The organism is Ruegeria sp. SCSIO 43209 (assembly GCF_019904295.1).
Classification (GTDB): Bacteria; Pseudomonadota; Alphaproteobacteria; order Rhodobacterales; family Rhodobacteraceae; genus Ruegeria.
The window spans coordinates 3,446,013-3,469,373 of the sequence record NZ_CP065359.1 but is presented as its reverse complement, the minus strand read 5'-3'; the positions used below and the strand labels follow the sequence as shown (position 1 = coordinate 3,469,373).

24 protein-coding genes, 1 tRNA gene, 1 pseudogene and 1 riboswitch are annotated in these 23,361 nt (G+C 56.6%); of the genes and pseudogenes, 10 read left to right on the top strand and 16 right to left on the bottom strand.

What is annotated here, in order from left to right; translation table 11 throughout:
• Positions 1 to 2: 2 nt before the first annotated feature.
• From I5192_RS17225 to I5192_RS17205, 5 genes are read right to left on the bottom strand one after another with little or no spacing between them, the layout of a single operon-like run.
• Complete coding sequence (locus I5192_RS17225) at positions 3 to 1,292, bottom strand: TRAP transporter large permease (RefSeq protein WP_170398321.1); 1,290 nt, start codon at positions 1,290 to 1,292, stop codon at positions 3 to 5.
• The gene (locus I5192_RS17220) at positions 1,293 to 1,880 is read right to left on the bottom strand and encodes a TRAP transporter small permease (protein ID WP_170398319.1); all 588 of its coding nucleotides are present in this window, start codon (positions 1,878 to 1,880) and stop codon (positions 1,293 to 1,295) included. It lies immediately after the preceding gene.
• Positions 1,881 to 1,933: 53 nt separating this feature from the next.
• Positions 1,934 to 2,449, bottom strand: a complete 516-nt coding sequence (locus I5192_RS17215) for a flavin reductase family protein (RefSeq protein ID WP_170408253.1) — start codon at positions 2,447 to 2,449, stop codon at positions 1,934 to 1,936.
• Positions 2,449 to 3,339 carry an aldo/keto reductase family oxidoreductase gene (locus I5192_RS17210; protein ID WP_223117380.1) on the bottom strand — a complete coding sequence of 297 codons (891 nt, stop codon included), beginning with the start codon at positions 3,337 to 3,339 and terminating at the stop codon, positions 2,449 to 2,451. The genes I5192_RS17215 and I5192_RS17210 overlap by 1 nt, the downstream gene beginning before the upstream one ends.
• A complete protein-coding gene (locus I5192_RS17205) occupies positions 3,339 to 4,493 on the bottom strand; it encodes an LLM class flavin-dependent oxidoreductase (RefSeq protein ID WP_223117379.1) in 1,155 nt (384 codons plus the stop codon). Before I5192_RS17205 ends, I5192_RS17210 begins: the two co-directional genes overlap by 1 nt.
• A gap of 105 nt (positions 4,494 to 4,598) precedes the next feature.
• Here I5192_RS17205 and I5192_RS17200 point away from each other — a divergent pair, with 105 nt between their 5' ends.
• Both I5192_RS17200 and I5192_RS17195 read left to right on the top strand, forming a co-directional pair.
• A complete protein-coding gene (locus tag I5192_RS17200; protein ID WP_170595120.1) occupies positions 4,599 to 5,309 on the top strand; it encodes a GntR family transcriptional regulator in 711 nt (236 codons plus the stop codon).
• Positions 5,310 to 5,321: 12 nt separating this feature from the next.
• Entirely contained in the window at positions 5,322 to 6,422 is a 1,101-nt protein-coding gene (locus I5192_RS17195) for a Gfo/Idh/MocA family protein (protein ID WP_223117378.1), read from the top strand.
• Positions 6,423 to 6,431: 9 nt separating this feature from the next.
• Here the strand turns inward: I5192_RS17195 and I5192_RS17190 are convergent, their stop codons facing one another.
• From I5192_RS17190 to I5192_RS17180, 3 genes and pseudogenes are all read right to left on the bottom strand, one after another.
• Entirely contained in the window at positions 6,432 to 8,288 is a 1,857-nt protein-coding gene (locus I5192_RS17190; RefSeq protein ID WP_170398548.1) for an SLC13 family permease, read from the bottom strand.
• A gap of 131 nt (positions 8,289 to 8,419) precedes the next feature.
• Positions 8,420 to 8,887: pseudogene (locus tag I5192_RS17185) on the bottom strand (CmcI family methyltransferase); the annotation flags it as partial.
• Positions 8,888 to 9,347: 460 nt separating this feature from the next.
• Positions 9,348 to 9,423: transfer RNA gene (locus I5192_RS17180), tRNA-Lys, on the bottom strand.
• Between the two features lie 218 nt (positions 9,424 to 9,641).
• Here I5192_RS17180 and dapF point away from each other — a divergent pair.
• Together dapF and mtaB are read left to right on the top strand one after the other, a co-directional pair.
• On the top strand, positions 9,642 to 10,475 hold the full coding sequence (gene dapF, locus I5192_RS17175) for a diaminopimelate epimerase (protein ID WP_223117377.1): 834 nt from the start codon (positions 9,642 to 9,644) through the stop codon (positions 10,473 to 10,475).
• A complete protein-coding gene (mtaB, locus tag I5192_RS17170; protein WP_223117376.1) occupies positions 10,472 to 11,728 on the top strand; it encodes a tRNA (N(6)-L-threonylcarbamoyladenosine(37)-C(2))-methylthiotransferase MtaB in 1,257 nt (418 codons plus the stop codon). Before dapF ends, mtaB begins: the two co-directional genes overlap by 4 nt.
• Positions 11,729 to 11,871: 143 nt before the next feature.
• On the opposite strand, the gene I5192_RS17165 is transcribed toward mtaB, so the two are convergent.
• From I5192_RS17165 to petA, 3 genes are read right to left on the bottom strand one after another with little or no spacing between them, the layout of a single operon-like run.
• A complete protein-coding gene (locus tag I5192_RS17165) occupies positions 11,872 to 12,657 on the bottom strand; it encodes a cytochrome c1 (protein ID WP_170398299.1) in 786 nt (261 codons plus the stop codon).
• A 17-nt stretch (positions 12,658 to 12,674) separates the two neighbouring features.
• The gene (petB, locus tag I5192_RS17160) at positions 12,675 to 14,006 is read right to left on the bottom strand and encodes a cytochrome b (RefSeq protein ID WP_170398296.1); all 1,332 of its coding nucleotides are present in this window, start codon (positions 14,004 to 14,006) and stop codon (positions 12,675 to 12,677) included.
• A 14-nt stretch (positions 14,007 to 14,020) separates the two neighbouring features.
• The gene (gene petA, locus I5192_RS17155; RefSeq protein ID WP_170398293.1) at positions 14,021 to 14,605 is read right to left on the bottom strand and encodes a ubiquinol-cytochrome c reductase iron-sulfur subunit; all 585 of its coding nucleotides are present in this window, start codon (positions 14,603 to 14,605) and stop codon (positions 14,021 to 14,023) included.
• Positions 14,606 to 15,090: 485 nt separating this feature from the next.
• Between petA and I5192_RS17150 the strand changes: the two genes are divergently transcribed.
• The gene (locus I5192_RS17150; protein ID WP_170425585.1) at positions 15,091 to 15,537 is read left to right on the top strand and encodes a cytochrome c family protein; all 447 of its coding nucleotides are present in this window, start codon (positions 15,091 to 15,093) and stop codon (positions 15,535 to 15,537) included.
• Positions 15,538 to 15,559: 22 nt separating this feature from the next.
• On the opposite strand, the gene I5192_RS17145 is transcribed toward I5192_RS17150, so the two are convergent.
• Positions 15,560 to 16,174, bottom strand: coding sequence for an FMN-binding negative transcriptional regulator (locus tag I5192_RS17145; RefSeq protein ID WP_170425582.1), 615 nt, complete (start codon positions 16,172 to 16,174; stop codon positions 15,560 to 15,562).
• A 55-nt stretch (positions 16,175 to 16,229) separates the two neighbouring features.
• Positions 16,230 to 16,376, top strand: a riboswitch (FMN riboswitch).
• 72 nt (positions 16,377 to 16,448) lie between these two features.
• On the opposite strand from I5192_RS17145, the gene I5192_RS17140 reads away from it, so the two are divergent.
• From I5192_RS17140 to cobO, 5 genes are all read left to right on the top strand, one after another.
• Positions 16,449 to 16,889, top strand: a complete 441-nt coding sequence (locus tag I5192_RS17140; protein ID WP_223117375.1) for a 6,7-dimethyl-8-ribityllumazine synthase — start codon at positions 16,449 to 16,451, stop codon at positions 16,887 to 16,889.
• A 111-nt stretch (positions 16,890 to 17,000) separates the two neighbouring features.
• Positions 17,001 to 18,101 carry a chorismate synthase gene (gene aroC, locus I5192_RS17135; RefSeq protein ID WP_223117374.1) on the top strand — a complete coding sequence of 367 codons (1,101 nt, stop codon included), beginning with the start codon at positions 17,001 to 17,003 and terminating at the stop codon, positions 18,099 to 18,101.
• Positions 18,085 to 18,747 (top strand): HD domain-containing protein, encoded by a 663-nt coding sequence (locus I5192_RS17130; protein ID WP_223117373.1) that lies wholly within the window; start codon positions 18,085 to 18,087, stop codon positions 18,745 to 18,747. Before aroC ends, I5192_RS17130 begins: the two co-directional genes overlap by 17 nt.
• A 54-nt stretch (positions 18,748 to 18,801) precedes the next feature.
• The gene (locus I5192_RS17125) at positions 18,802 to 19,737 is read left to right on the top strand and encodes a DMT family transporter (protein ID WP_170398226.1); all 936 of its coding nucleotides are present in this window, start codon (positions 18,802 to 18,804) and stop codon (positions 19,735 to 19,737) included.
• Between the two features lie 58 nt (positions 19,738 to 19,795).
• A complete protein-coding gene (gene cobO / locus I5192_RS17120) occupies positions 19,796 to 20,395 on the top strand; it encodes a cob(I)yrinic acid a,c-diamide adenosyltransferase (protein ID WP_170398223.1) in 600 nt (199 codons plus the stop codon).
• On the opposite strand, the gene I5192_RS17115 is transcribed toward cobO, so the two are convergent.
• From I5192_RS17115 to I5192_RS17100, 4 genes are all read right to left on the bottom strand, one after another.
• A complete protein-coding gene (locus I5192_RS17115) occupies positions 20,392 to 20,601 on the bottom strand; it encodes a hypothetical protein (protein ID WP_170398221.1) in 210 nt (69 codons plus the stop codon). The two genes, cobO and I5192_RS17115, sit on opposite strands and share 4 nt — an antisense overlap.
• A 268-nt stretch (positions 20,602 to 20,869) precedes the next feature.
• The gene (locus tag I5192_RS17110; protein WP_223117372.1) at positions 20,870 to 21,235 is read right to left on the bottom strand and encodes a hypothetical protein; all 366 of its coding nucleotides are present in this window, start codon (positions 21,233 to 21,235) and stop codon (positions 20,870 to 20,872) included.
• 111 nt (positions 21,236 to 21,346) lie between these two features.
• On the bottom strand, positions 21,347 to 22,297 hold the full coding sequence (locus tag I5192_RS17105; RefSeq protein WP_170408132.1) for an AraC family transcriptional regulator: 951 nt from the start codon (positions 22,295 to 22,297) through the stop codon (positions 21,347 to 21,349).
• 116 nt (positions 22,298 to 22,413) lie between these two features.
• Positions 22,414 to 23,280 carry a branched-chain amino acid aminotransferase gene (locus tag I5192_RS17100; protein ID WP_170398212.1) on the bottom strand — a complete coding sequence of 289 codons (867 nt, stop codon included), beginning with the start codon at positions 23,278 to 23,280 and terminating at the stop codon, positions 22,414 to 22,416.
• Between the last annotated feature and the right edge of the window lie 81 nt (positions 23,281 to 23,361).

Sequence of the window (23,361 nt, the reverse complement as noted above, 5' to 3'; positions counted from 1 at the left end):
GTTCAGTTTGCAAATCCCGTTATCCTCGGGATCGTCATGGATAGTGCGGGGATGTATGTGATCAAGAAGATCACGATGATTTCGACCGCCAGAAACGGCAGGATTGCCTTGGCGATGGTTTCAACCCGTTCCCGAGACACGGCGGCGGCTACGAACAGCACCAGCCCCATGGGCGGGGTGGCCAGACCGACAGTCAGGTTGACGCTCATGATAATGGCAAAATGGATCGGGTCTACACCGAGGCTGGTGAAGATCGGACCGAGGATCGGGCCAAGGATGATAATAGCGGGGCCTGCATCCAGGAACATTCCGACGATGAACAGCAGCAGGTTGATCAGGAACAGCAGGATCAGCGGGTTTTCCGACAGGCTGAGGATTAGCGAGGCCAGCTGCTCCGGCGCATGGCTAAGACTAACGACCGTCTTGAAGGCCATTGCCGCCCCGACCAACAACAGGACGACAGCTGAGGTCATGCCTGCGTTGCTGAGCACTTCGGGGACTTCTTTCCACGTCAATGTGCGCAGGACGAAGAAACCGATGATGAAGGCATACCCTACGGCGACAGCGGCAGCCTCGGTCGGGGTAAAGATGCCACCCAGTATTCCGCCCAGGATGATCACAGGGGTCATCAGTGGGAAGAACGCCTTTAGGCTGGCCTGACGGCGTTCCGGCCAAGTGTATTTACGGCTGGCGACCGGGAAGTCGTAGCGATCCGCCATCAGCTTGATCATGAGCATCAAACCGACACCGACCATGACCCCAGGCACGATGCCAGCGAGAAAGAGCGCAGCCACACTTTCACCCATGACATAGGCATAGATGATCATGATGCCCGAGGGCGGGATGATCGGCCCGATCACCGAACTGGCTGCCGTGATCGCGGCGGCAAATTTGCGGGTATAGCCTTGCTTCTCCATCGCCGGGATCAGCATTGACCCAAGCGCCGAAGTATCGGCGACAGCGGACCCTGAAAGGCCCGCGAACAGGATCGAGCTGAGGACGTTCACATGCGCAAGGCCGCCCCGCAGGTGGCCCATCAGGGCCTGGCTGAACTCCACAAGTCGGATGGTGATGCCGCCCCGGTTCATCAGTTCTCCGGCCAGCATGAAGAAAGGGATCGCCATCAGCGGGAAGCTATCCATACCGTTATAGACATTGCGATAGAGCAGCGTAATGTCGTTGGTCTGACCGCTGAGCCATAGCAGAATGCCGGGCGCTGCCAGCAGTGCGAAAAAGACCGGCAGGCCGATCAGCAGGAAAATCAGGAAGGTGGGCAGGAACCAAATCAGCATTTATTCAGCCCCCACCGCAGCTTCGGGAATTTCAGGCAAAAGATGTGCTCCGCCCAACATGGTTACTATCGACCGCAAGATCAGTTCGATATTGACCGAGATCAGCAAGATGATCCCAACCAGCAGCGAGGCCATCATCCAACTGCGCGGAATACGGTACCATTCATCGAACCCGAAAGAGGTAGGCAGGTACAACGCCGCAGTGGCGAACCGGCCACCAAAGCCCGTAACCTCAGACCAGCCGATATTGACCGCAACAAGCAGCACGGCCAGCGAGATCAGCAGCAGGAACAAATTGAGCGATTGACCAAGCACGCGCGGCAGGAAGCGCGCAAGCATATCGATGGCGACGAACCCTCCGCGACGGAAAGCTGTGGGGGCCATCAGGCCCGTCATCCAGAGCATGCAGAACCGGGCAGCCTCATCCGGCCATGGCAGTGCGTTACCCAAGACATATCGGAAGAACACCTGAATCAGGATCGCGATAACCATAACTGCAATCGCAACAACACCGACCGCGCGGCCCAGACGCAGCACGGTTTCGTTCACGAATGCAATCGGCGTCAACGCCGATGCCAGTCCGCCCATGCGGATCCTCCCACTGTCAGCTGCGGGTTTGACCCGCAGTCGTCATATCGCGCTTAGCTCTGCGCGAATTGGCCGAGTTTTCCGGCAAAGAACGTCAGCGCGTCTCCATCCGCCATGCTGACTTTCAGAACTTTGCCCACCACGATCACATGATCGCCTGCATCGTGATAAGCGTGCTGCTCGCATTCGAACCGGGCAAGACTGCCCGGCAACAACGGGGTGCCGTTTTCACAACGGTCATGTTCGATATCACGCAGCGCATGGGCGTCTTTTGAACAGCCAAAGCACAGCTCGGCCTGTTCAGCAGACAGAACATGCACACTGAAGTGACGCGCCGCGTGAAAATAGCGGAACCGGCGCGAATTGCGGTCGCCCGCCCACATCACCAGCGGCGGATCCAGCGACAGGGACGAAAAGCTGTTGGCGGTAATGCAGATTGGCCCATCCTCGCTGTCGCAGGTCACGACAGTAACTCCGGTGGCAAAACGGCCAAAAGCATCGCGCAGGGTTCGCGTGTCGTCCTTATGCGGGACGAATGTATGGTTCATATCGCGCGAGATTGCGTTCATCATGGCACCTCATGTCCCAGCGCCGCCTCATACAGGCGGTACCAGCTTTCACGATCCAGCTTGACCTTCAACGCATCCGAGGCGCGTTTGATACGGCCCAGATTATTTGTGCCCAGAACAGGCAGTATGCTTGCTGGATGCGCGAGCAGGAAGGCAACGGCCACAGCGGCGCGATCCACCCCGAATTCTGCGGCGATCTCATCCGCTACAACGCCGACCGGTGGATTCCCGGCCATCAAAAGGCCTCCACCCAGTGGAGACCACGCCATAAGCGGGTGACCATGCTGTTGATGGAACGCCAGATCACCGTTGGTGAACGGGCTGATCTCGCCCAGAGATATCTCGACCTGATTGGTGACCAATTGGGTTTTCATCGCCGACTGCAGCAAAGACCAGTCCCAAGGGCGGAAGTTGGACACACCAACCGCGCCGACCTTGCCACTGGCAACCACCTCATCCAGCGCTGCACCGGTTTCATGGTGATCCATCATTGGATCCGGGCGGTGGATCAGTAGCAAGTCGATGTGGTCGATCGCCATTTCCGACAGAGATGTATCGACCGATTTCAGAATATGCGCACGCGACGTGTCGTAATATTTGACCTTGGCCTCGGCATAACGCCCCATCGGCGCGACGATGTCACATTTAGTGACGATCTCCATTTTCTGGCGCAGGCTGGGATTGGTGCGCAAGGCATTGCCCAGAACGGCTTCGGCCGCGTATCCGCCATAAATGTCGGCCTGATCGAAGGTGGTGATGCCCTGATCCAGACAGGCCTGAATCTTGGCCTCAACATACGCAGTCGAGGTGTCACTGTCATCACCCAAGCGCCACATGCCATAGACAAGACGGCTCATTTCCAGCGTGTCAGATAGTTTCACACGTTGCATCAGCGACGAACTCCGTTGCCCAGCGGGGTTGCCGGGGTGGTTGCTGGCACGCGCCCGTAAGCTTCGGGAAGCGAGCAGGTTTTCAGGTTGGGCATCACACGGGCGCCAAAATGCTTGGCCTCGTCCATGTGCGGGTAGCCCGAGAAGATGAAGGCGCGGATGCCCATCTTCTGATACTCTTCGATTTTAGACATAACTTGATCGGTCGAACCGACCAGCGCAGCACCACAGCCCGACCGTGCGCGTCCGACGCCGGTCCACAGTCCAGGTTCGACATAGCCATATTCGTCGGCCAGATCGCGGTTCTTGGATTGATGCGCCACGCCCAAGGATGTCGCGTCCAGTGCCCGCTCGCGGATCGCACGACCATATTCGTCATCCAGATTCGAGACGATGTAGTCGGCGTACTCCTGTGCCTCAGCCTCGGTATCGCGAACAATCATGTGGACGCGCAGACCGTAGTCCAGAGTACGATTGTAATTCTCGGCAACCGCATGAACGGCTTTCATCCGCTCGGCCAACTGATCCTTTGTTTCCGGCCACATCAGGTAGACATCGCAATGCTCGCCGCACAGGTCCAAAGCAGACGGCGAGTAGCCGCCGAAATACAGCAGTGGGCCACCGGTCTGGTAAGGCCGAGCCGGGTCGGTGGTCAGGCCTGAAAAGTTATAGACCTCGCCCGCATGGTTGATTTCGTCCTGCGTCCAGGCCTGTTTCAGGATCTCGACCACTTCGCGCGAACGCTGATAGCGGTACGCACTGTCGGCTTTCTCGCCCGGGAAATCGGACGAGATGATGTTGACTGTCAACCGCCCCTTAAGCATGTGGTCCAGCGTCGCGATGGTACGGGCCAGCATGATGGGCTGCATCTCGCCACAGCGCACGGCGGCCAGCAGGTTGATGTTTTCGGTAATCGGCGCGCAACCTGCAACAAAGCTCAGGGTGTCCTGTCCGACCTGATAAGACGATGGGCACAGGATATTGCGAAAGCCTTGCGCCTCGGCCTCTTTCACGATGCCTGAACAATGCTCCCAGCTGGATCGCAGTTCACCATCGGGCACACCCAGAAACTGGTAGTCATCCGAGCAAAGCGCTGCAAACCACGAAACCTCGGCCGCATCCAGGTCGGGGGATGTGATGGGGACGATGGTCATTTGATTCACGCTCCGTACATCTTTGACTTTCCTCTTGCGTAGCAAGCGCATTGATGTAGATCAATAGTGTATCAATTTTTCCTGCGACCGAGTGAAGCGCCCTCAATGTCCGCCAACAGCCGCAACCCCAACGCCCTGCCGATCTATGTCCAGATCTCAGAGCTTCTGATCCGCGATATAGCTGCGGGCCGTCTGATTGATGGTGAGCGTCTTCCACCTGAACGGGACATGGCTTCGAACCTAAATGTCTCGGTCGGGACCTTGCGAAAATCCCTCGCCGAGCTTGAGAAAAAAGGCATGTTGGAGCGTATTCAGGGTTCGGGCAACTACATCCGCGAGACCGGAACGCAGAACAGCGTCTATGCGATGTTCCGGCTGGAACTGCCCGAAGGCGGCGGGTTGCCGCGTGCCGATATTCTGTCAGTTGATCATCTCAAGAAGCCTGCGAAGCTGCCGAAGTTCGGCCTGTCTGATAGCGGTTCGCGCGTACGCCGGATGCGTTATCTGAATGACACAATCATCGCGGTCGAAGAAATCTGGCTGGACGAATCAGCCGGGACCATAGACCAGAACCTGCTGTCCGACTCGCTTTATCGCTATTACCAGCAACAACTTGGCTTCTGGATCACTCGGGCAGAGGATCGCGTTTCTGTCAGTGCCCTGCCCGACTGGACTCCTGAAGGCTTCACCAAACCTGCGGGCCAAGCCGCAGGGTATATCGAACGGTTCAGTTGGTCTGAGAAAGCTGAACCTATCGAGTTTTCAAAAACATGGTTTGATTCAGATCGAGCCACATACGTTCAACGCCTGAAATAAAAGGAACTGCGCATGACCCGGACCACCAACTATGGGCTGATCGGATGCGGTATGATGGGGCAGGAACACCTGCACAACATTGCTCTGCTTGAGGGCACACGAGTCGCCGCAATCTTCGAACCCGACCCGGAGATGGCGCATAAGGCGCAGGCGATTGCACCCGACGCGCAGATGGTGTCTTCCCTTCAGGACCTTCTGACGGTCAATGATCTGGACTGTCTGGTCATCGCCAGCCCCAACCACCTGCATGTTGATCAACTGGCCGAGATTGCGGAAACCCGCCCACTGCCACTGTTAATCGAGAAACCGTTGTTCACTGATCCCGCCGATCTTGCACGGCTTGAAGAGTTAGAGCGCAATTTTCCGCACCCGATCTGGGTCGCGATGGAATATCGCTATATGCCCCCGATCACGGCGCTGATCGATGAAGCAGCGACCGCAGGTGGTGAGATCAAGATGCTCACGATCCGCGAACACCGCTTTCCGTTTCTCGAAAAGGTCGGCAATTGGAACCGGTTCAACCGTAACACTGGCGGTACATTCGTCGAAAAATGTTGCCACTTCTTCGACCTCATGCGCCTGATCCTGCAATCAGACCCGGTTCGCGTTTCCGCAAGCGGTGGCCAAGCCGTCAATCATTTGGACGAAGTTTATGACGGCGATACTCCAGATATTCTGGACCACGGCTATGTCATTGTCGATTTTGCTTCGGGCACACGCGCGATGCTCGAGCTTTGCATGTTTGCCGAGGGTTCGCGGTATCAAGAAGAAATCTCGGCCATTGGGCGCGATGCCAAGATTGAAGCGCTTGTGCCCGGCCCGGGCCGCTTCTGGCCCGAACATTTGGGCGACGCGCCTGTACCACAGCTGATCATCAGCCCTCGTGCACCGAAAGGCCCAATCCAGCGCGACATCCCCGTTGATCCCGAGTTGCTGGCGGCTGGCGACCACAATGGCTCGACTTATTACCAGCACAAAGGCTTTCTGGAGCTGGTCAGGGGCGAGCGCGCCAAACCCGAGGTCTCACTGCGTGATGGGATTTGGGCCGTGCGTATCGGCCTTGCCGCACAACAGGCGTCAGAGCAGGGCCAAACGATCAGCCTAGCTGGGTGATTAACAGGGTCAGAAAATCACATTCAGCATCAACAGTGAGACGATCAAGAAAATGATCGTCATGATCCCGCCCGAACGGACGAAATCGGTCACTTTGTACCCAGCTGGCCCCATGATCAGCGCATTCACCTGATGGGTCGGGATAATGAAACTGTTCGAGGTCGAAATCGCGACGGTTAATGCAAAGACCGCCGGGTTGGCACCCGCCGCAACCGCAATTGAAACCGCAAGGGGCACCAACAGAACCGTCGCGCCGACGTTTGACATGACCAGAGAAAATGCCGTCGCCAGAATGGCGACGCCCGCCTGTAGCGCCCAATTCGGCCATCCATCCAAGATGATCATGATCTGTTGCGCAATCCATGCCGCAGTCCCGGTATTCTGCACCGCCTGACCCAACGGGATCAGACACGCCAGCAGAAAGACCGTGTTCCATCCAACTGCTCGATACGCCTCGTCAACACTGAGCACCCGGGTCAACATCATTCCTGCGGCTCCGGTCAGCAAGCAGAGCGACAACCGCACATCCGTGAACAGGATCAGCGACAATGAGATCAAGAAGAACAAGAGCGCCCAGCCTACCTTTTGCGGGCGCAATTCATCCTGCGGGAAGTCCGAGGTGACCACAACAAAATCCGGATCACGCTTTATCCGCATCAGGTTGTCCCAGCGGGTATGAGCAACCAACATGTCGCCAGCCTTGAACTTCTCAAGCCCGATCTGGGTGGATTCATGCGTCTCAGTCTCGACATGACTCAGCGTCTCTTCACCCCTGTGGATGGCGAGCAAAGACATTCCGTAGGTTTTGCGGAATAGCAATTCGCGAGGGCATTTGCCGATCAGTTTGCTGTCAGGCGTCACGACCACCTCTGCGACCCCAGCATTCGTGGGTGCGAACTCTTCGACAAACACATCCAGATCAGGCAGCACCGTCAGCCCGTACTTTTCGGCAAACTCTTCGACAACCCAGCGCCGACCCACAATCGCTAATCGACAGGGTGCGGCAATCTCGGCTGTTAACACCTGAACCATCGAGGTCTTGCCACGATAAAAGGTCGAGATGATATAGAGGTGATTTTCAAAGTTGATATCTGCCAGAATCTGCCCAACCAGCGGGCTGTCGGCCGGAACCACAACCTCGAACACATCGGCCTTCAGCCCGTAGACCCGCTGAAGATATTCCTGAGTCCCGCGCCCGGTACCCGTACTCTCCGACCCTGAATCACCCGGCAGCACCCAACGTCCCAGCAGCAGGAAATATGCGATCCCCGTTAAGATCAGCACCGCACCGATGGGGGTAACGGAAAACAATCCAAAGGGTTCCATCTTCTGAGCTTCGGGCAGTCCTTCGTTTGCAGTTTGGATCAGGTCATTCAACAGAATAAGGGGCGAGGACCCGACCATCGTCATTGTCCCCCCCAGAATGGCACAAAACCCCATGGGCATAAGCAAACGTGACAACGGAATACCCGATCGCGATGAGATACGGCTAACCACCGGCAGGAACAACGCCGCCGCCCCGACATTTTGCATGAATGATGAGATAACACCGACTGTGCCCGAAACGATCGGCAGCACTCGGTTTTCAGACTTACCACCATATTTCAAAATGACGGACGCGACCTTGTTCATCAGCCCCGTTTTATCCAAACCCGCCCCTACGATCATGACCGCAATGATCGAAATCACGGCATTGGACGCAAACCCGTCAAACAGATGAGGAACATTTGCCAGATTTTCGAGACCCGGTGCATAACTCAGCAGACCCACAATGACCAACACCAGGATGGCCGAAAGATCGATCCTTACAATCTCGGACACAAACAAGAACACCGTGAAGGCCAAAAGCGCCGAGACCACACCCATTTCGTATGTAAACGCCAATTGCTCCACTGGGATCACCTGGTTCCAAAAGCAAATCTAATAGGCATTTCTAGGCAATCAGCGCGGGCCTGTCATGGACTTTGTCTGTTTGGTCGAAATCCACCGTGACAAAACTACCGGCGTCGTAAGAAGCCGTCCGGTGCCACCGAAATTTGCAGCTTGTGATCGATACTCTTGTCGATCTCGAAATCAGGATTGACTTTCAACCAATCATGAACTGCAGTCTTTGGGTTGTCTCCAGGTCCCCATGGACGATCAGTGAACTTAGTGGGAGGCATTTCCTCAACGATTGTATCGAACACAATGCAATAGCTACCCGAAGGAACAAGCGGGGCATACGCATATAACTCAGCAAGCACATGATCGGGTGTATGATTGCTGTCGAGACAAACAAGTACCTTATGGTAATCTTCAGCAGCAGTTCGATCCTGGTCCAAAATATCTTCGTCGATAGATGAGCCTTGAATCATCTCGATTCTGGAGGCCATCGGATGCTCTTCTATGGCTGCACGATTGTGGGCGAGAGTACCAATGTCAACGCCAAGAACCCTGCATTTGGGACGAGCGAGATCAAGCGTCGTGCTCGCATAAGCGGCGTGAACATGTCATGGACTTGGACCACACCCCGCCGCGTGTGGTCAGGAAGACAGGCTGGAACCACTGCCTGAACTGTACGAAACCGTTATGGAGCTTGGTTGCAATAGGGATTCGCATCCGCGATAACTGCAAGACGCCGACCCGATTGCAAAGTCATTCACGATAGCCGTTGCCGCAGGAGATGGCAGAGTAACGGCAAGCTGTTTCGCCAGCCGCGCAAGGCATTGGAGACCGTCCCTCGTAAATCCAACAGAGCAAACCTCGGCAGTGTCTCCTTGCTGCCTGCATCGGTGAAGCGCCCCGGGGGCATGAGTTCCGGGGCGCTTTTGCTGAGCGAGTCACCACAGCAAGCCGCATTGCTTGTATTGTACTGGTTTGGGCAAACACACCACCCCGCAGGGCGGGCACCACCTACTCTAAGCTTTTGTATTTGCTTGGCTTAAGTGGTGAGCCGTGCAGGATTCGAACCTGCGACCCACTGATTAAAAGTCAGTTGCTCTACCAACTGAGCTAACGGCCCACTCTTTTTAGGATCTCTTCGATCCGCAGCACTCTGTAAGGTAAATACCCGACCGGGTTCAAGACCTTATTTCGTACTTCAGTTCGCCGTCATTCGTATGAGTTCGGCGCCCCGATAGGCGGCCTAATTAGGCAGGTGGAACTGGGGGGTCAACCCCTTTTTTCAGGAATCTACGCGACAGGGTGGATTCATGTCCGGACCGGCGTTATACGCCCGCCATGCAACAGATACTCGACACCGGTTTGGCCTTTATGAAGATGCACGGGTTGGGCAACGACTTTGTCGTTGTCGATGCGCGCGCGCATGCCGTGCCGGTCACCCCGGCCCTTGCCAGGGGAATCGGGCACCGGCAGTTCGGCGTGGGGTTCGATCAGTTGGCAGTGATCGAACGCGGCGAAGCGGATGCGCATCTGGTGTTCTACAATGTCGACGGGTCGACTTCGGCTGCGTGTGGCAACGCCACGCGCTGTATCGCTCGGTTTCTGATGGACGAGACGGGCAAATCCGAACTCACGCTCACAACTGAACGCGGCACACTGCAGGCCTGCGACGCTGGCGATGGACTGACGTCGGTGAATATGGGGCACCCCCAACTCCTTTGGAACGAGATTCCCCTGGCGGAAGAGATGGACACGCTGGAACTGCCGATAGAAGGTGGTCCAACAGCGACCGGCATGGGCAACCCGCACTGCACTTTCTTTGTCGACAACGCCGAGGCCATTCCGATGGAAGAGTTCGGCGCGCGTTACGAATACCATCCACTCTATCCCGAACGCACCAATGTTCAGGTCGCACAGATAGTCGCACCCGACCACATCCGCATGCGGGTGTGGGAGCGAGGAGTGGGGATCACTCTGGCCTCGGGGTCATCATCTTGCGCCACCGCTGTTGCTGCCTCACGTCGAGGCCTCACTGGACGTAAGGTGCAAGTGGATCTGGACGGCGGCACGATCTGGGTCGACTGGCGCGAAGATGGGGTCTGGATGACGGGGCCCACAGCCCATGTGTTTTCGGGCACGCTGACGCCTGAATACCTGAGGTCACTGGAATGAACCCGCCTAAGTTCAGCACTCTGGGCTGCCGCCTGAACGCCTATGAGACCGAAGCGATGAAAGAACTGTCGCAGCAGGCGGGGCTAACGGATGCTGTGATCGTCAACACCTGCGCGGTGACCGCCGAGGCCGTCCGCAAGGCGCGGCAGGAGATTCGCAAGCTGCGCCGCGAAAACCCCTCGGCACGTCTGATCGTCACCGGGTGCGCGGCGCAAACCGAGCCGCAGACCTTTGCTGCTATGGACGAAGTAGACGCGGTCATCGGCAACACCGAAAAGATGCAACCGGATACCTGGAAAGGCATGGCCGCCGATTTCATCGGTCAGACCGAGGCGATTCAGGTTGACGACATCATGTCTGTCACGGAAACCGCCGGGCATCTGATTGATGGCTTCGGAACCCGCTCACGCGCCTATGTACAGGTTCAGAATGGCTGCGATCATCGCTGCACCTTCTGTATTATCCCTTACGGCCGGGGCAATTCTCGCAGCGTCCCTGCGGGCGTTGTGGTGGATCAGATCAAACGATTGGTCGATAGGGGCTACAACGAAGTTGTTCTGACCGGGGTCGATCTGACCTCATGGGGCACGGATCTGCCCGCTCAGCCGAAACTGGGCGATCTCGTGATGCGCATCCTCAAACTGGTGCCAGACCTGTCGCGCCTGCGCATCAGCTCAATCGACTCGATCGAAGTCGACGAGAACCTGATGCATGCTATCGCGACCGAGCCGCGCCTGATGCCCCATTTACATCTGTCCTTGCAGCATGGCGACGATCTGATCCTGAAGCGCATGAAACGCCGCCACCTGCGCGAAGATGCGATTCGTTTCACTGAAGACGCCATCAAACTACGACCCGACATGACTTTTGGCGCGGACATCATCGCTGGCTTCCCGACCGAGTCCGAGACTCATTTTGAGAATTCCCTCAAGCTCGTCACCGAGTGCAACCTGACCTGGCTGCATGTATTCCCCTATTCCAAACGCAAAGGCACTCCGGCAGCCCGCATACCGCAACAGATCAACGGCAATGTCATCAAAGAACGCGCCGCGCGCCTGCGTGCAGCCGGCGATGCACAGGTCATCAAGCATCTGACGGCACAGATCGGCAAAACCCACAATATCCTGATGGAAAATCCCACAATGGGCCGCACCGAACAATTTACCGAAGTAACCTTCGGCAACGCCCAACCCGAAGGCGAGATCGTAATCGCGACGATACGGGGGCACAGCAAAGCTCAATTACAAGTGTGATCCGTTCTTCATCTGGCCAAAAATACCTCGGGGATGAATTGGCCGCAGGCCAAGAAGGGGCTGGCCCCTTCCACACCATCGCAACAAAAAAACCCCCGTCACCGTGATGGCGCGGGGGTTTAGTTTTTAGTTATACGTCGACCTTAGTCCAGACGTTTGCCCTTTATCGGTGCCCACAGGCGCTTGTTCACAAGGTACAGCAGAACAGACAGAACTGTCAGGAACAGAACACCGACGAAACCGGCATTTTTGCGCTCCATCATTTTCGGCTCGGCGCTCCACATCAAGAAGGCTGCTATGTCTTCGGACATTGCCTCAACGGTTGCAGGATGTCCGTCGGCAAATTCAACCTGATCTTCTGCCAGCGGCGGAGCCATGGAAATCCAACCACCGGGGAAGGCCTTGTTCTCATAGAGAACAGTACCGGCTTCTTCCTTTTCTTCACCGGTATAACCATCCAGAAGCGAGGCAATATATTCCGCGCCCCCCATGCCTTTGACCAGCTGGTTGATGCCCAGACCGTAAGGACCATGGAAACCGGCACGGGCCTTCGCCATCAGGCTCAGGTCAGGCGCGCCGACACCGTTGTTGGCCGGGAAGTGGTCGGTCGGGATTGCCGGGCGGAAATCGTCCAGCTCGGGATCGAACACCTCGAAGTTGTCGGCCGCGTAGGTGATGACTTGCTCTTCCGAATACCCCAAATCTTCAAGGGTCCGAAGAGGTACATATTGCAGACCATGACAGGCTGCGCAGACCTCGGTATAGATCTGTAGGCCGCGCTGAAGCTGGTTCTGATCCCAGGTTCCAAACGGTCCCTCGAACGAGAAGTCGAAATCTTCGATGTGCTGCTCACCGCCACCTGCCGCAAAAGTCGAGGCGGGCGCAAGGGCCAAAGCGAACGCGGCACCGATTGCAAGTTTCTTGAACATGTTTCCGGTCCCTCTTCTTACTCGGCCGGCGTGGCGTCGGCGTTTGCCTTGCCATAATGCGCGTTGAAGTCTTCTTCGATGGTTTCCGGCTGCGCCTCGGGTTTTTCGATGACACCCAGGATCGGCAGGATCACGAAGAAATAGGCGAACCAGTAAGCCGAAGCGATCAGCGAGAAGGTCGCATAGGGCTCTTCCGCGGGCATCGCACCCAGCCACATCAAAGCAAAGAAGTCGATGATCAAAAGGTAGAACCACCATTTGAACATCGGACGATACTTGCCCGAACGCACGGTCGAGGTGTCCAGCCAAGGGGCTAGGGCCATGGCCAGGATCGCACCAAACATCGCAATCACACCAAAGAACTTGGCGTCGATGATGCCGCCGGTGATGAAGCTGGCGAACTGAACGACCCAGACTTCGCCAGTGAACGCACGCAGGATCGCGTAGAATGGCAGGAAGTACCATTCAGGGACGATGTGCGCAGGTGTAACCAGCGGGTTGGCTTCGATGTAGTTATCCGGGTGACCCAAGTAGTTCGGCATGTAGCCCACGATGGCCCAGAACACGACCAGAATGACCGCCAGCGCGAACAGGTCCTTGATCACGAAATAGGGCCAGAACGGCAGCGTGTCTTTCTCTGCCTCGGCTTTCGAGCCACGGCGAACCTCAACACCTGTCGGGTTGTTGTTGCCTGTGGTGTGGAAGGCCCAGATATGCACGATCACAAGCGCCGCGATAACAAACGGCAGAAGGTAGTGCAGCGAGAAAAAGCGGTTCAGAGTGGCGTTGTCCACCGCAGGTCCGCCCAGCAACCAGGTCTGGATCGCATCACCAACAAACGGGATCGCACCAAACAGGCCGGTGATCACGGTCGCACCCCAGAAGGACATCTGACCCCAGGGCAGAACGTAGCCCATGAACGCAGTGCCCATCATCATCAGGTAAATGAGCATCCCGATGATCCACGTAATCTCACGCGGGGCTTTGTACGAGCCGTAGAACAGGCCGCGGAAGATGTGGATGTAGACTGCTACAAAGAACAGCGATGCGCCGTTCATGTGCAGATAGCGCAGCATATAGCCGCCGTTCACGTTGCGCATGATGTGTTCGATGCTGGCAAAGGCCAGATCAACATGCGGGGTGTAGTGCATCACCAGAACGATACCGGTGACGATCTGCAACGCCAGGCAGAACGCCAGGACGATGCCCCAGATCCACCACCAGTTCAGGTTCTTGGGGGTTGGGATCATCAGGGTGTCATAAAGCAGGCCGACGATGGGCAGACGGCTGTTCAGCCACTTCTCGCCATTTGTCTTCGGCTCGTAATGATCGTGGGGAATTCCGGACATAAGTTAGGTCTCCCTTAGCCGAGCTTGATGGTGGTGGCGTCTACCCATTCAACGGGCGGAATGGGCAGGTTTTCAGGCGCGGGGCCTTTGCGGATACGACCGGCAAGATCGTAGTGCGAGCCGTGGCAGGGGCAGAACCAACCGCCAAAATCGCCAGCATCGCCAAGCGGCACACAACCCAGGTGTGTACAAACACCCATCTGAACGATCCACGCCCCTTCTCCTTCGCCTTCGGGCGAAGGCATGACGCGATTGGCATCGGTCGCTGGTGCGTCGGCGTTCAAATTGAAGTTGCGAGCCAGCGGGTCAGGCAGCGCGTCGACACCTTCAGCGTCCTGCTCCTGAGCTTCCTGAATCTCGGCACCTGTGCGGTGACGGATGAAAACAGGCTTACCCAACCACTTTGCAGTCAGCTGCGTACCCGGCTCTACCCCGCTTACATCCACACGGATCGAGGACAGCGCCTGGACGTCTGCCGATGGGTTCATTTGATTTACCAGGGGCCAAACGGCAGCCCCGGTGGCAACGACACCTGCGCCGCCAGCGACGTAGTAGAGGAAATCTCTGCGGGTGCCTTCGTGGTCTTCAGCTTGGGACACGAGGTTATCTCCGATTATCTGGCGCCCGCGAACGGGCATAAAGCTCGCGCACCGCACAAGTGCGGCGTCTTAAACGGGGTATCTATCGGGGAGAATAGAGTTCGTCCAGCGCTCTTAAACGCGCAATACGCCGCATCTAAGCATTCATGTCACGGTGAAAGGGCAAAATTTCAATCTCAAATGCAGATTTTAACCCTCAGAGCGGCGAATTGGCGCCAGGCAGGCGGGACGTGATTCGGCATCGACCCGCGCTGGTAGATCCCCAAATTGAAATCTCCTCACCCTATGCGAACGCCGCCGATTTCACGTGCAGCTCTACCTTAGGAACACTGTATTACTTCTATTTTAGCGCGATACGATTCCTCTTAAATTATTACTATAAAATAGATATTTCAAACACGTGATTATCTACCAGAATTCGATTGCACTCTAAACGGGAATGCGTGAAAGGCCACAGGCGCAATATTCCCAGCCGGAGATGTTCAATGCTCAAGATAGCAGCAACCGTAGTTTTTGTTTCGTTTCTGACTTCAGTACAGGCGATCGCAGCCGGCGATCCGGCGAAAGGCGAACAGCTCTATAACAGATGCTCTTCGTGCCATGCGATCATCAAAAATGGCGAGGTTCTGGTCAAAGGCGGCATCACCGGGCCGAATCTCTTTGGCGTAGTTGGCCGCACCGCCGGAACTGAGAACGATTATCTTTATGGAAGTGAACGTTTGCCCATCGGGATGTTCACCGACGACATGATCCGCGCCGGGCAAGAAGGGCTTGTGTGGACTGAAGAAAACATCGCCGCCTATTCTCGGGATCCGATCGGGTTCATCAAGGAATATCTGGATGATGACACCGCCCGCCCGAACATGAGCGTCAAGCTGAAAAAAGGCGCAGATGACATCGCTGCTTATCTCGCCACATTCAGCGCTCAATGAATGGAAGGCGAGAACGCGTGCCTCAGGCCTTGCGCATCAACGAGGCCAAGCGCGCCACCTCGCTGCCAAGTCCTGCTGAGTGCACGTGATCAGCCGCGCGATGTCGCGCCTCATCGGGCTTATTCTGATTCAGCTTCCAAGTGCCGTCGATATCCGAGATCATGAGTCGGCAGGGAACGATCATGCGCATCATTCTATCCAGCGCGTCTGGTGTCATCTTGGACGCCAACCATGGCGGCTTTGGCAGCAGGCGATTTTCAAAGTCTGCCGCCTGCCGGTCGAGCAGATTTCGCAGGTCGTCCGTTGGCCGCATCTCAAGCACTCCAGTCAGATGCACCGCTACATAGTTCCAGGTCGGCACCTGATCATCGACTTCGTACCAGTCAGGCGAGATATACCCATCCGGCCCCAACACAGCGATCTTCGCAGGTTGCGGCTGTTTCAGCGCCCTAACAATCGGATTTGACCGGACCAGATGCAGGTCAGCCGATGAAGCATCCTCGTTCAGAAGAAAGGGAACGTGGCTTAACAACGGTGCATCCGATGTCGACACCGCCAGAACACCAAAGGCGCGGTCACGCGCAAACTCGATGTGACGCTCGCGCGTTTCGGCGCGAAAGGTGGGATTGGGATGCATATTCGTCCTCCTGCCAATTTCTCTTGCAGAAGCGATATCTCCTTGGCAAGGTCCCACTCGTTCTCAGGGCGGGGCGAAATTCCCCACCGGCGGTATGCGGGCATGACCCGTAAGCCCGCGAGCGGCCCCGGTCTCCGGGGTGTCAGCAGATCTGGTGAGAAGCCAGAGCCGACGGTTACAGTCCGGATGAAAGAGAACGTGCAGCACGCCGGTAATGCGGTGTGCCTGCTCGTGATCGCCTTGGGTGACGTGTCTGTTACGAAAGGAGATCATGATGACACACACCCGCTATGCTTTTGTCAAAGCCAACTGGCATTCAGATATCGTGGATCGCGCGCTGGATGGGTTTCTCGAACTAATTCCAGCCGATCAGGTTGATGTATACGACGTTCCGGGCGCTTTCGAGATGCCCCTGCTGGCCCGTGACCTGGCGCAAACGGGGCGCTACGCCGCCGTAGCCTGCGCTGCCTTTGTAGTGGATGGCGGCATCTACCGGCATGACTTCGTCGCACAAGCGGTTGTCGATGGCTTGATGCGGGCCGGGCTCGATTCAGGTGTTCCGGTCCTGTCGGTCTCGCTGACACCGCATCAGTATCAGGAAACGGATCACCACAACGCCATCTATCGCGCGCATTTCATCGAGAAAGGCCGCGAGGCGGCACTTGCAGCGCTTAAGATCAACGCAACCCGCGCCGCGGTGGCTCAAGCCGCCTGATTTATTCCAATCGCGCCGCCCACAGGGCGGCGCTTGCTTCTCTGCAAATGCAAATCCGCTTGAGGACCAAGGCACTCCCCGCTAATCACATCGCTCAAAGGAGCATGCCCCATGTCGATGAACAGTTTTGGCCACCTCTTCCGCGTTACCACCTGGGGTGAAAGCCACGGACCCGCTTTGGGTGCGACCATAGATGGCTGCCCTCCGGGCGTCACGATCGATGAAGGCATGATCCAGCATTGGCTGGACAAGCGCAAACCAGGTCAGAACAAATTCACCACACAGCGGCGCGAACCCGATCAGGTCAAAATCCTGTCTGGTGTTTTCGAAGGCCAGACCACAGGCACACCGGTGCAGTTGATGATCGAGAACACCGATCAGCGCTCGAAAGACTACGGCGACATCATGGACAAGTTTCGTCCGGGACACGCCGACATCACATACTGGCAGAAGTACGGGATCCGTGACTATCGCGGCGGCGGGCGCAGTTCGGCGAGGGAAACGGCATCACGTGTGGCGGCCGGAGGACTCGCGCGTGAGGCTATCCAACAGATCGCTCCGAATGTTCAAATCACCGGTTATATGACCCAGATCGGTCCGCACAAGATCGACCGTGCCAATTTCGACTGGTCGCAGATCGAACAGAATCCATTCTGGGCGCCCGACGCCAAAGCAGCCGAAGATTGGGCCGCTTATCTGGACGACCTGCGCAAATCCGGCAACTCGGTCGGCGCAGTGGTCGAAGTGGTCGCGCGCGGCGTTCCGGCGGGGCTCGGCGCGCCGATTTATGCCAAGTTAGACACTGATCTGGCTGCAGCCATGATGTCGATAAACGCCGTTAAAGGGGTCGAAATCGGTGAAGGCATGGCCGCCGCCGAACTGACCGGCGAGGCCAATGCCGACGAGATTTTCATGGGGCAGGACGGCCCTCAATATAGCTCGAACCACGCAGGCGGTATTCTGGGCGGCATTTCGACCGGCCAGGATGTTGTGGTGCGCTTTGCGGTCAAGCCAACCTCGTCCATTCTGACCACCCGCAAGACCATCACCAAATCCGGCGAAGAGACCGAGATCATTACCAAAGGCCGCCACGACCCCTGCGTCGGCATCCGCGCCGTTCCGGTAGGTGAGGCAATGATGGCTTGCGTGATCCTCGATCACCTGCTCCTGCACCGTGGTCAAATCGGCGAGAACCGTGGACGGATTGGCTGATCTGCGCGCTTCGCTGCGCGCTGTCGTCAGGCAACGGATGCAGACGGATCCGGCGCATGATCTGGCGCACCTGGATCGGGTTTGGGTTAATGCGCAGGCGATTGCGGATGATGAAACCAACCCGCGTGTCTTGCTGGCGGCGTGTTATCTGCATGATCTGATCAACCTGTCAAAAGATGATCCGGATCGGCATCTGGCCTCGATGCGATCCGCCACTAAATCAGAGCCTATTCTTGAAGAATTCGGCTATTCCACCACTGAAATTGGAGCCGTGCAACACGCGATTGCCGCCCATAGCTTTTCGGCTAACATCCCGCCCGAAACACTCGAAGCGCGAATATTACGGGATGCCGATCGTCTGGATGCGTTGGGTGCTATCGGTATCGCCCGCAACTTTTCAGTATCGGGCGCCCTGGGACGCACCCTTTATGACCCGTCAGATCCGTTTGCCGAAAACCGTTTGCCGAATGACCTGATTTTTTCAATCGATCACTGGCAAATAAAACTGCTGCGCTTACCCAATGATATGCTGACCGAAAAAGGCAGGGCCATCGCGCAGGACCGAGCCGCGCGGATGATGAGGTTTCTAAAGGACCTGTCAGAGGAAATTGGAGCTCAGCTTCCACTAGACTGGTCCAATCTCTGATACGGCAACTTTGGCCAGTTGATCTTTCCGCCTCAAAGGCGCAGGTTCGCGACCATGGCGAAATCCTTAACATCGCATCGTCCGGCATTGGCCGTGGCGCTCAAGCTCAGTGCGCTCGTGCTGTTCACGACGATGTCTGCATTGGTCAAGGCTTTGTCAGATGATTTCCCGCCGGGAGAGATGGTGTTTTTCCGCTCGCTTTTCGCGATTCCGGTTATCATCGCCTGGCTGGTCTGGCGAGGAGAGCTGGTGCATGGCTTTGTTGTCAAGAAGCCGATGGGCCATTTCTGGCGCGGGGTTCTGGGAACCTCGGCCATGGGACTGACCTTTACTGGTCTTAGCCTGTTGCCGCTGCCCGAGGTAACCGCCATCGGATATGCAACCCCGATCTTCACGCTGATTCTGGCTGCAATCATGTTGGGCGAGCGGATACGAATGATTCGTATCGGGGCCGTCGCGCTTGGCCTTGTCGGCGTTCTGATCATGATCTGGCCCCGGCTGGGTTCAGGCACTGCCGAAACCGCCGCAACAATAGGTGCGCTTTGCGTGCTGGCTGCAACCGTTGCCCGTGCCTTTGTGCAGATACATATTCGCCAACTGGTACAGGTGGATCATCCCGCCGCAATCGTGTTCTATTTCTCTCTCACAGCGACCTTGCTTTCGGGTCTCACAGTGTTTTGGGGCTGGGTTATCCCGACATGGGAGCAAGCCGCATTGCTGGTGACAATCGGCCTGATCGGCGGAGTGGCGCAGATTCTAGTGACCTCGTCCTACAAGTTTGGACAAGCGTCAATGCTGGCACCTTATGACTACACCACAATGCTGTTCGCCATTGTCATTGGTTATTTCTGGTTCGATGAGTTGCCAACCCTGGTGATGCTGGGCGGCGCGGCGTTGGTGATTGCAGGCAACGTCGTGGTGATCCTGCGTGAACGACAACTTGGCCTTGATCGGACCAAAGCGCGATCAGCAACGGATCCCAAAGCCTGACTTTACCTTTCGCAATCTTTCCCTAGGTTGGGTCGCGATATACCTATGAGGTTTCCCGATGAGCGACGCACAGAACCACAAAGAAAAGATGCAAGAGGTGCAAGCCAAGCACCGCAAGAAAGTCTCGGAAGCGGTCGATCCCGGCCGGGGACTGGTGCTGATCAATACAGGTAAGGGCAAGGGAAAATCCTCGGCTGCATTTGGCGTGGTGATCCGGGCATTGGGCTGGGGCCAGAAAGTGGCTGTGGTTCAGTTCATCAAGGGCAAGTGGAAAACCGGTGAGCGCAGGTTCTTTGAGGAACGCGACCTGGTCACCTGGCACACAATGGGCGAAGGGTTTACCTGGGATACGCAGGACCGCGAGCGCGACATCGCGGCAGCGACTTCGGCCTTCAACAAGGCCTGTGATCTGATGAAAAGCGGCGACTACGATCTGGTTGTCCTCGACGAGATCAATATCGCCCTGCGCTACGAATACCTTTCAGTAGACACTGTTATTGAAGGGCTTCAGACCCGATCAGACAAAACCAGCGTGTTCCTGACTGGCCGGGATGCCCCGCAAGCCCTCAGGGACTATGCGGATCTGGTAACCGAGATGACCGAAGAAAAACACCCGTTCCAAGCCGGCATCAAAGCCCAACGTGGTGTGGATTTCTAGGCCCGCGCACCACCCTCATTCAGCGCGCGCATCGAATCGCGCCTGACTGCGTACATCGTTGCGGCTGAGCGTTCTTCGAGCGCCCGGCAGCGCTCGGCGTTGCAGGTCTTGTGATCGAGATAGGCCGCGACTTCTGAGGTTAGCGCGTCGCAATCACACGATGCACAGCAGGGATCGGCCATCAGTTCTTCAAATCGATCACGCAATCGCGGGCTCCTTTGGTCGTTCCCGGGGCGATGGCGGGCTTTCACATCTGCTTTTGCTGAGCCCACAGATCGCCCCGGAACCAGTTGCTTGATGGTGTCATCTGGCGTTGCGCTATATCTGATGGTTTTTGTCGGAAAATTCAAGCCTGAAAATCTGATGCAACAGGGGCGACCCATTGGGCAAATTTGGCCTTATTAGTGTCTAAAACAAAAAAGGGCCATCCGGATGCCCGCATGGCCCAGCTGATCGCTACGGTTCTGACTCACTTCAAGCAATAGTGCTCTGTTCGGGCGCGCTGAGCGAGATCACCACAACGACTGCGGCCCCGTTCACCCAGTAGAACAACGCATCAAGCCCAGAAAATCCAAACAGGCTGGGCGCAAACAGGAACGTGACGCCGACAAGCAGATCAACAGCCAAGTGGAACTTGTATGGCAGAACCCGCCAAATCCCAAGGTGATGGTCTGTCAGAACGGTCAGTACGAATGCTGCAATGCCGGTCACAACGGACAGCCAGAGTGCCAGCGGGTTGGACTGGCCCAGCCCCAGTACAAAAGGCAAAACCATCAGCGCAATCGCAACCGGGTAGTCAAGATAGGCATGGACAGAGCGGGTGACAAAACGCAGGGACATGTGAACTTCCTTTCTTCAATCAGTGATGATCAAAGATTAGGGGCGCGCGATTGAACGCAACATCTCAGTTCGTTTTGCATTTATTGCAGATCGTTCAATTGATCAGTACGATTAGTGCATCGCACGGTACGCGGCGGGCGACAGTCCGACCTGCTTCTTGAACACGCGTGAAAACGCAGCCTCGGACGCGTATCCCACTTCTGCTGCGGCATCCGCAACGTTCCAGCGATTTTCGGTCAACCCATGGCACGCGATCTGCATCCGCCAGTCCGTCAGGTACTGCATCGGGGTAGTCCCCATCTTTTGTGAGAAAAGCTGCGCAAATGCGGTGCGTGACATTGCTGCTTCTCGCGCGAGCATCGCAACGCTCCACTCCTGCGCCGGAGACTGGTGAAATGCTGTCAGCGCCCGCGAGATGCGCGGATCGGCAAATCCGGCAAGCGCGGCATCATGAGGACTTTGATGTTCAAGGTATGCCCGGATCGCTTGCGCAAACAGCACTTCGGACAGTTTCAGCGCGATCAGGTCACCGCCGATACGAGCACCGGACACTTCAGATCCGATCATACGCAATGTCGCCTCGATCCAGGCACCCGCTTCTTCACCGTAATTCTCGATCAGTATAAAAGGTGGCAACCGGTCGATCAGCATATGACCGGTTCCGTTTCGCCCGGCTGGCCCGGTGAATGAGAAATGTCCGCAAATCAGTTGCGTATCGCGCTCGTCTTCCTCACCGCCATAAACCAGGACACCATCGCCTTTGTAGCCTGACAGCTCTAACACCCGCTCAAGGGGCAAGGCATCATAGGGTTTGACTTCATTACACAGCAGCGCATGCGGCGCACCGTGGGGAATAAGAATCAGATCACCCTGCCGCAACCGCAAGGTCTCGCCGGTTGTTGGCAGGTGCACCTTCAATTCACCGCGTTGCACAAAGTGAAACCGGGCCACGTTCTCGAAGCCCGGCACCTGTATCCCAAACGGCGGAGTAAAGGATGTGCGGAAATAAAATGTGCCACGCAGAGACAGGCGTGTAAGGATATCGCTGAGAAGATCTAACATGAGCCAACGATACGGCTTGGCCCGGCAGCGTCCATACCTTCGAACGATCTGCATGCATATTTGCATGATCTGCAATCAAAACCCCCGCCTGAGCGGGGGTTCAATACGGTGTTAACTTACGCGCGGACCAATTTCTCGTAATCTTCGGCGATTTCGCGGGTCAGATCGCCAACCTCGAAGGTATAATCGCCTATCTGCCCGACAGGTGTAACCTCGGCTGCAGTGCCAGTCAGCCAGCATTGCTCGAAATCGGCCATCTCCTCGGGACGGATCCGACGTTCATGAACAGTGATGCCCTTGTCTTTCAGCATCTGGATCACCGTCTGACGAGTGATGCCGTTGAGGAAGCAATCGGCCAGCGGGGTGTGCACTTCGCCATCCTTAACGAAGAAGACATTTGCCCCCGTCGCCTCGGCGACGTTGCCATTATAATCCATGAACAAAGCGTCCGAGCAGCCTTTGGCCTCAGCTTTGTGTTTGGAAATGGTGCAGATCATGTAAAGACCTGCTGCCTTGGCATGGACTGGAATGGTTTCCGGACTGGGTCGTTTCCACTCGGCAATGTCCAACTTGGCGCCTTGCATCTTAGCGTCACCGTAATAGGCACCCCAAGGCCAAACAGCGATGGCCATCCGAACCGGGTTCTTGGCGGACGCCACACCCATATCCTCGCCCGAACCGCGCCAGACCAGCGCACGTACATACGCATCTTGAAGACCACTGGCTTTGAGCGCTTCTTCCTTGGCGGCCTCGATCTCATCGACCGAGTATGGCATCGGCATATCCAGCGCCTCTGCCGACGCGATCAGGCGTTCGGAATGTTCGCGGCTCTTGAAGATCTTGCCGTTGTAAGCGCGCTCACCCTCGAACACCGAAGACGCATAATGCATCGCGTGGGACAGGATGTGCACATTGGCCTCACGCCAGGGCACCAATTCGCCATCCATCCAGATGACACCGTCGCGATCGTCATATCCAGCCATGCGAAACCTCCTGAACCGGTCGATATTTCCAAATGTTGCGCCGTTTAGGTCCGTATCGGACACAATGTTGCGCAAAAACTG

What these genes read in the sequence shown, in the direction of transcription:
- I5192_RS17225 (WP_170398321.1), bottom strand. Translation starts at nt 1,292, where the DNA reads ATGCTGATTTGGTTCCTGCCCACCTTCCTGATTTTCCTGCTGATCGGC.
- I5192_RS17220 (WP_170398319.1), bottom strand. Translation starts at nt 1,880, where the DNA reads ATGGGCGGACTGGCATCGGCGTTGACGCCGATTGCATTCGTGAACGAA.
- I5192_RS17215 (WP_170408253.1), bottom strand. Translation starts at nt 2,449, where the DNA reads ATGAACGCAATCTCGCGCGATATGAACCATACATTCGTCCCGCATAAG.
- I5192_RS17210 (WP_223117380.1), bottom strand. Translation starts at nt 3,339, where the DNA reads ATGCAACGTGTGAAACTATCTGACACGCTGGAAATGAGCCGTCTTGTC.
- I5192_RS17205 (WP_223117379.1), bottom strand. Translation starts at nt 4,493, where the DNA reads ATGACCATCGTCCCCATCACATCCCCCGACCTGGATGCGGCCGAGGTT.
- I5192_RS17200 (WP_170595120.1), top strand. Translation starts at nt 4,599, where the DNA reads ATGTCCGCCAACAGCCGCAACCCCAACGCCCTGCCGATCTATGTCCAG.
- I5192_RS17195 (WP_223117378.1), top strand. Translation starts at nt 5,322, where the DNA reads ATGACCCGGACCACCAACTATGGGCTGATCGGATGCGGTATGATGGGG.
- I5192_RS17190 (WP_170398548.1), bottom strand. Translation starts at nt 8,288, where the DNA reads ATGGGTGTGGTCTCGGCGCTTTTGGCCTTCACGGTGTTCTTGTTTGTG.
- dapF (WP_223117377.1), top strand. Translation starts at nt 9,642, where the DNA reads ATGCAACAGATACTCGACACCGGTTTGGCCTTTATGAAGATGCACGGG.
- mtaB (WP_223117376.1), top strand. Translation starts at nt 10,472, where the DNA reads ATGAACCCGCCTAAGTTCAGCACTCTGGGCTGCCGCCTGAACGCCTAT.
- I5192_RS17165 (WP_170398299.1), bottom strand. Translation starts at nt 12,657, where the DNA reads ATGTTCAAGAAACTTGCAATCGGTGCCGCGTTCGCTTTGGCCCTTGCG.
- petB (WP_170398296.1), bottom strand. Translation starts at nt 14,006, where the DNA reads ATGTCCGGAATTCCCCACGATCATTACGAGCCGAAGACAAATGGCGAG.
- I5192_RS17150 (WP_170425585.1), top strand. Translation starts at nt 15,091, where the DNA reads ATGCTCAAGATAGCAGCAACCGTAGTTTTTGTTTCGTTTCTGACTTCA.
- I5192_RS17145 (WP_170425582.1), bottom strand. Translation starts at nt 16,174, where the DNA reads ATGCATCCCAATCCCACCTTTCGCGCCGAAACGCGCGAGCGTCACATC.
- I5192_RS17140 (WP_223117375.1), top strand. Translation starts at nt 16,449, where the DNA reads ATGACACACACCCGCTATGCTTTTGTCAAAGCCAACTGGCATTCAGAT.
- aroC (WP_223117374.1), top strand. Translation starts at nt 17,001, where the DNA reads ATGTCGATGAACAGTTTTGGCCACCTCTTCCGCGTTACCACCTGGGGT.
- I5192_RS17125 (WP_170398226.1), top strand. Translation starts at nt 18,802, where the DNA reads ATGGCGAAATCCTTAACATCGCATCGTCCGGCATTGGCCGTGGCGCTC.
- cobO (WP_170398223.1), top strand. Translation starts at nt 19,796, where the DNA reads ATGAGCGACGCACAGAACCACAAAGAAAAGATGCAAGAGGTGCAAGCC.
- I5192_RS17110 (WP_223117372.1), bottom strand. Translation starts at nt 21,235, where the DNA reads ATGTCCCTGCGTTTTGTCACCCGCTCTGTCCATGCCTATCTTGACTAC.
- I5192_RS17105 (WP_170408132.1), bottom strand. Translation starts at nt 22,297, where the DNA reads ATGTTAGATCTTCTCAGCGATATCCTTACACGCCTGTCTCTGCGTGGC.
- I5192_RS17100 (WP_170398212.1), bottom strand. Translation starts at nt 23,280, where the DNA reads ATGGCTGGATATGACGATCGCGACGGTGTCATCTGGATGGATGGCGAA.